Annotated in this window: 5 protein-coding genes; 4 read left to right on the forward strand and 1 reads right to left on the reverse strand. The window is 35.7% G+C overall.

Annotated elements, in window-relative coordinates; all coding sequences use genetic code 11:
* Positions 1–395 precede the first annotated feature (395 nt).
* Together ACEN3Z_RS11555 and ACEN3Z_RS11560 are read left to right on the forward strand one after the other, a co-directional pair.
* Positions 396–857 (forward strand): GtrA family protein, encoded by a 462-nt coding sequence (locus tag ACEN3Z_RS11555; RefSeq protein WP_407090949.1) that lies wholly within the window; start codon positions 396–398, stop codon positions 855–857.
* Positions 847–1,803: a glycosyltransferase family 2 protein gene (locus tag ACEN3Z_RS11560; protein ID WP_407090950.1), complete on the forward strand. Its 957-nt coding sequence runs from the start codon at positions 847–849 to the stop codon at positions 1,801–1,803. The genes ACEN3Z_RS11555 and ACEN3Z_RS11560 overlap by 11 nt, the downstream gene beginning before the upstream one ends.
* Before the next feature lie 59 nt (positions 1,804–1,862).
* Here the strand turns inward: ACEN3Z_RS11560 and ACEN3Z_RS11565 are convergent, their stop codons facing one another.
* The gene (locus ACEN3Z_RS11565) at positions 1,863–2,507 is read right to left on the reverse strand and encodes a CpXC domain-containing protein (RefSeq protein ID WP_338489832.1); all 645 of its coding nucleotides are present in this window, start codon (positions 2,505–2,507) and stop codon (positions 1,863–1,865) included.
* Between the two features lie 175 nt (positions 2,508–2,682).
* On the opposite strand from ACEN3Z_RS11565, the gene rpiA reads away from it, so the two are divergent.
* Entirely contained in the window at positions 2,683–3,369 is a 687-nt protein-coding gene (rpiA, locus tag ACEN3Z_RS11570; protein ID WP_197104179.1) for a ribose-5-phosphate isomerase RpiA, read from the forward strand.
* A 21-nt stretch (positions 3,370–3,390) separates the two neighbouring features.
* Positions 3,391–4,695 carry a pyrimidine-nucleoside phosphorylase gene (locus ACEN3Z_RS11575; protein ID WP_407090951.1) on the forward strand — a complete coding sequence of 435 codons (1,305 nt, stop codon included), beginning with the start codon at positions 3,391–3,393 and terminating at the stop codon, positions 4,693–4,695.
* Positions 4,696–4,873 lie beyond the last annotated feature (178 nt).

Raw genomic sequence — 4,873 nt, forward strand, 5'->3', positions numbered from 1 at the left:
AAAAAGTTTTTCTTTAGCTTAGAAAATCGATTAAAATATTTTAATTTCGATAAAGTGATCCAAAATTGAAAAATAACGACTAGAATAACTCAATATTTAAAAGTATGAATTATTCAGGATAAATATTCATAAATATATAACAACTAAAGTGTAGAATGAGGTTTGGAAACAAACCTCATTTTTTAAACATGAGAATAAAACAACGGACGGCATGTTATGCTTTTATATTGGCCTAAAATCCGTTACTATTAAGGGTAGTAATTTTGAACATAATCAGTGTGTATAATGAAACACACATATAAAGTAGTTTGATTGTAAGCATAAATAGAAAGAGAATCATTTTTTGTCTATCAACCTATGAATGATTTAATAAAGTATAGAAAGAAGGATAATGAATGAAACGTTTGATACAACAGTTTTTTAACTTTGCTGTTGTCGGTGGGATCTCAACACTGATTGATTTTATTGTGCTATATATTAGCTATGAAATACTGGGCATGAATTACTTAATCGGCACAGCCATCGCGTTCATTATTGCCACCGTATTTAATTATTGGGCAAGTATGCGATTTATTTTTGTTAGTAAGTTTGGAAAAGACCAACGCTATAAAGAATTTACAATCTTCTTATCACTGAGTATCGTCGGACTTATCTTGACACAGATTTTGATGTTCGTATTTGTAGAATGGTTTGGTGTGGCAGTCATGATAAGTAAGATTTTCGTCACAGGTTTTGTGATGATATTTAACTTTGTATCGCGGAAAATTCTACTAGATGATTCGAGTGAAGATGAACCAATCAATTCGGTACATACCGAAAAAGTTGCTGTTAAGGAGGCAAATCATTTTGACAAGTAATATTATGACGATTGTCGTTCCTTCTTATAATGAAGAGGATACGCTGGAAATTTTTATGGATGCGATTTTAGAAACTCAAAAGAAATTGCCATCTGTTTTTATTGAGACATTATTTGTAAATGATGGATCTCGTGACAATACACTTGCAGTTATTAAGCAATTAGCTGCAAAATATCCAGATAGAGTTAGCTACATCTCTTTCTCAAGAAATTTTGGTAAAGAAGCGGGAATTATGGCAGGGCTTGAGTATGCTCAAGGTGAGTGGGTTGCTTTAATGGATGCGGACTTACAAGACCCCCCTGAGATGCTTGTTGAGATGCATCGATTAATTACAGAAGAAGACTATGATGTTGTAGGAACGAAGCGCGTAAGCCGTGAGGGTGAGCCGCCAGTGAGATCATTCTTCGCCAATTTATACTATAAGTTGAATAATGTCATCTCGGATGTCAAATTAGAAGAAGGTGTTCGAGACTATCGTTTAATGAAGCGCGAAGTTGTCGATGCTGTATTAAGCTTGCCAGAGAGAAATCGATTCTCTAAAGGGATCTTTAGTTGGGTCGGTTATAAAGTGAAGTATTTAGATTACTATAATGTTGAGCGAAGCGCCGGCGATTCATCTTGGTCTTTTACCCAACTCATTCGATATGCTTTCGATGGCATCATCAGTTTCTCAGATGCGCCTTTAACATTTGCAAGTATGCTAGGTTTAATTATCTTTATCCTTTCAAGTATTTATGGAATCTACATTATCGTTAAGACAGTTCTTCTCGGAGCAACAACACCAGGCTGGCCTAGTCTAGCGGTACTCATCGTTGGTATGGGTGGTCTGCAATTATTCTGTTTAGGTATTGTTGGTAAGTACGTCGCTAAAATCTTTAATGAAACTAAGCGTCGCCCACTCTATATTGTAAAAGAAGCTCATACACGCAAAGAAATTGAACAATAATAAAAAACCGTCTAAATCTCAAACGCAATTTGTAAAGAGATTTAGATGGTTTTATTTAATTAGTTACTACTTAAAGCATGTGCCGCCCATTCCGCATTGATTAAATGGAATTGACCAGTTTCTGTTGTATTCACTATCTTCTTATATTTGTCTTTGGCGAATTTAAGTAAATTATCACTAAAATCAACTAAAAGTTGTTCATTAGCCGTAATGTACATAATTTTTGGTACGCCATCTTTCATATAAAAGAAGCGCGATTTAACATCTTCATTCGGTTTTTCTTTCGCAAATAACCCATCAGTCAACAATTTAACAATTTCAACTTCACGGTCATTATAGTGATGATCAAATAATTGAATTTTTTCTATTAAATCAGCATGGTGTGTCACAATACGCAATTCGTAATCAGATAAGTCCACTTTCTCGTCGCGAGTCACATTTTCTAAAAGTGTACTCAATTGATCTTGTTTATTTTTTAAGTTTGGTACTAAAAAGACCATAAATTCTTTTATTGGATCATGATATAAGAATTCTGTTTCGATTTGTCTGCGTGTACCACAATTACCACATTCAAAATATTGTAGTTGGCCATTTAATAAGTCTTTTTTCAAGTTCGGCTGTAATTTTGAGTTTACACGTGTTTCTACTTCTTGTGAAGCGGGTGTTTCACACACAGGGCATTTAATTTTAACTACTTGTTTCATTGAATCCTCCTAGAAGCTGTTCTATTGATATAGTCAATACATTCATTATAACAAAAATAGATAATTTATACGATATCAAAGGCAACAAGTAATCATGAGTATGCTATAATTTAATTGATAGGGCTACCAAAGTGAATAGGAGCTCAAATAGGAGAAAAGATAAGGTGGATGACAAATGTCTTTAGGTAAAGAAGCTGTTGGACGAAAAGCAGCAGATTATGTGGAAGATGGGATGGTAGTTGGCTTTGGTACAGGATCAACTGCATATTTCTTTATAGATGAAGTTGGAAAAAGAATACAAGCTGGCGAATTGAAACACATTGTTGGAGTTGCGACGTCACGTCAGACATTAACACAAATGCAATCATTAGGCATTGAGAGTCGTTCGCTTGATGATGTGAACTTTATTGATTTGCTTGTTGATGGTGCTGATGAGACGACTCGTGATTTTAACGGTATTAAAGGTGGTGGGGGCGCATTACTCCATGAGAAAATTGTTGCCCAAAACAGTCGACGTATTATTTGGATTGTGACGGAAGATAAATTAGTCGACACTTTAGGTAAATTCCCACTACCGGTCGAAATTGTTCAATTTGGTAGTTGGAAGTTATTCCGTACCTTCGATCAGTCTGGCATGAATCCTACATTTAGAAAATCAGGTCAAGATACATTATTTATTACAGATTCTGGTAATTATATTATTGATTTAAATTTAGATGTGATTCAAAATCCTCATCAATTAGCATTTGAGCTAAGTAATATGGTTGGGGTTGTCGAACATGGTTTATTTTTAAATTATCCTGATGTCATATTATCAAGTGATGCTGAAGGAAATGTACAAGAAATTACAAGAAGCAAATAATCTAAGAATTGGAGGTAAGTTATGAGAGTTGTCGATATCATTGAGAAAAAACAAATGGGTGAAGAGTTAACGAAAGCGGAAATTCGCTTTATGGTAGAAGGATTTACAAATGAATCTATTCCAGATTATCAGATGAGTGCTTGGATGATGGCTGTATACTTCCTAGGAATGAACGAAAAAGAAGCCAGTCATTTAACGATGGCTATGGTTGAAAGTGGAGACCAAATTGATTTATCCGGGATTGATGGCGTTAAAGTAGACAAACATTCAACTGGTGGAGTTGGAGATACTACAACGATTATACTTGCACCCTTAGTAGCGAGTGCCGGCGTTCCTGTTGCTAAGATGAGTGGACGTGGTCTAGGACATACCGGTGGAACCTTAGATAAATTTGAAGCCATTGAAGGCTTTGAGATTGAAGTACCGATTGAGAAATTTATCGAACTAGTAAACAAGAATAAAGTGGCGGTTGTTGGTCAAACTGGAAACTTAGCCCCCGCAGACAAGAAAATGTACTCATTACGTGATGTGACAAGTACTGTTCAATCGATTCCATTAATTGCGAGTTCCATTATGAGTAAGAAAATTGCCTCAGGTGCCGATGCAATTGTACTGGATGTTAAAGTAGGTGACGGTGCGTTCATGAAGACCGTTGATGATGCGCGACAATTAGCTAAAACAATGGTTCAAATTGGTGAACAAGTGAATCGTAAGACATTAGCAGTTATCTCTGATATGAGTCAACCACTTGGCTTTGCTGTTGGGAATGCTTTAGAAATTAAAGAAGCGATTGATACATTAAAAGGCGAAGGACCAAGTGACTTAACTGAGTTATGTCTAGTATTAGGTAGCCAAATGTTAATAGCTGCGAATAAAGTCGAAACCTTAGAAGAAGGTAAATCCGTACTACAAGAAAAAATTGAAAATGGAGAGGCGTTAGAAACACTCCGTCAGTTTATTGAACACCAAGGTGGAAACCCAGCGGTTGTTGATGATCCAAGCTTATTGCCACAAGCAAAATATCAAACTGAAATTAAAGCGGACCGTGATGGAGTTATTAGTGATTGGACTGCACTTGAAGTGGGAGTGGCTTGTAGTTTGCTTGGCGCAGGGCGCGAGAAGTATACAGATGATATCGATCCAGCGGTTGGTGTAGTTCTTAAAGCGAAAGTTGGAGATTCAGTTAAAAAAGGCGATCCGATTGTTGTTATTCACTCGAATACAGAAGATATTTCTGAAGTTGAAGACAAATTAACAAAAGCCTTTAAGATTAGTGACCATAGTGAACCAATTCAATTAATTGTTGATACAATTAACCATGCATAGAAAATACTAAAAATCCCATTGTCTCAATGAAGAGGCAATGGGATTTTTTTAGGCTCTTTGTCAAATAGGGTTGATGACTCATTTTAATCAAGATCAAGCAGCATAAGTTGTTGCTTGATCTTTTTTATTTGTCTGAGGGACATATAATCGCGTCATAAGTAAAATACGGTCTCTAAAA

The organism is Ruoffia sp. FAM 26254 (assembly GCF_045528545.1).
Lineage (GTDB): Bacteria > Bacillota > Bacilli > Lactobacillales > Aerococcaceae > Ruoffia > Ruoffia halotolerans.

Bases quoted from the DNA above. Each gene is read 5' to 3' on its own strand.
- rpiA (WP_197104179.1), top strand. From the start codon at position 2,683: ATGTCTTTAGGTAAAGAAGCTGTTGGACGAAAAGCAGCAGATTATGTG.
- ACEN3Z_RS11565 (WP_338489832.1), bottom strand. From the start codon at position 2,507: ATGAAACAAGTAGTTAAAATTAAATGCCCTGTGTGTGAAACACCCGCT.
- ACEN3Z_RS11555 (WP_407090949.1), top strand. From the start codon at position 396: ATGAAACGTTTGATACAACAGTTTTTTAACTTTGCTGTTGTCGGTGGG.
- ACEN3Z_RS11575 (WP_407090951.1), top strand. From the start codon at position 3,391: ATGAGAGTTGTCGATATCATTGAGAAAAAACAAATGGGTGAAGAGTTA.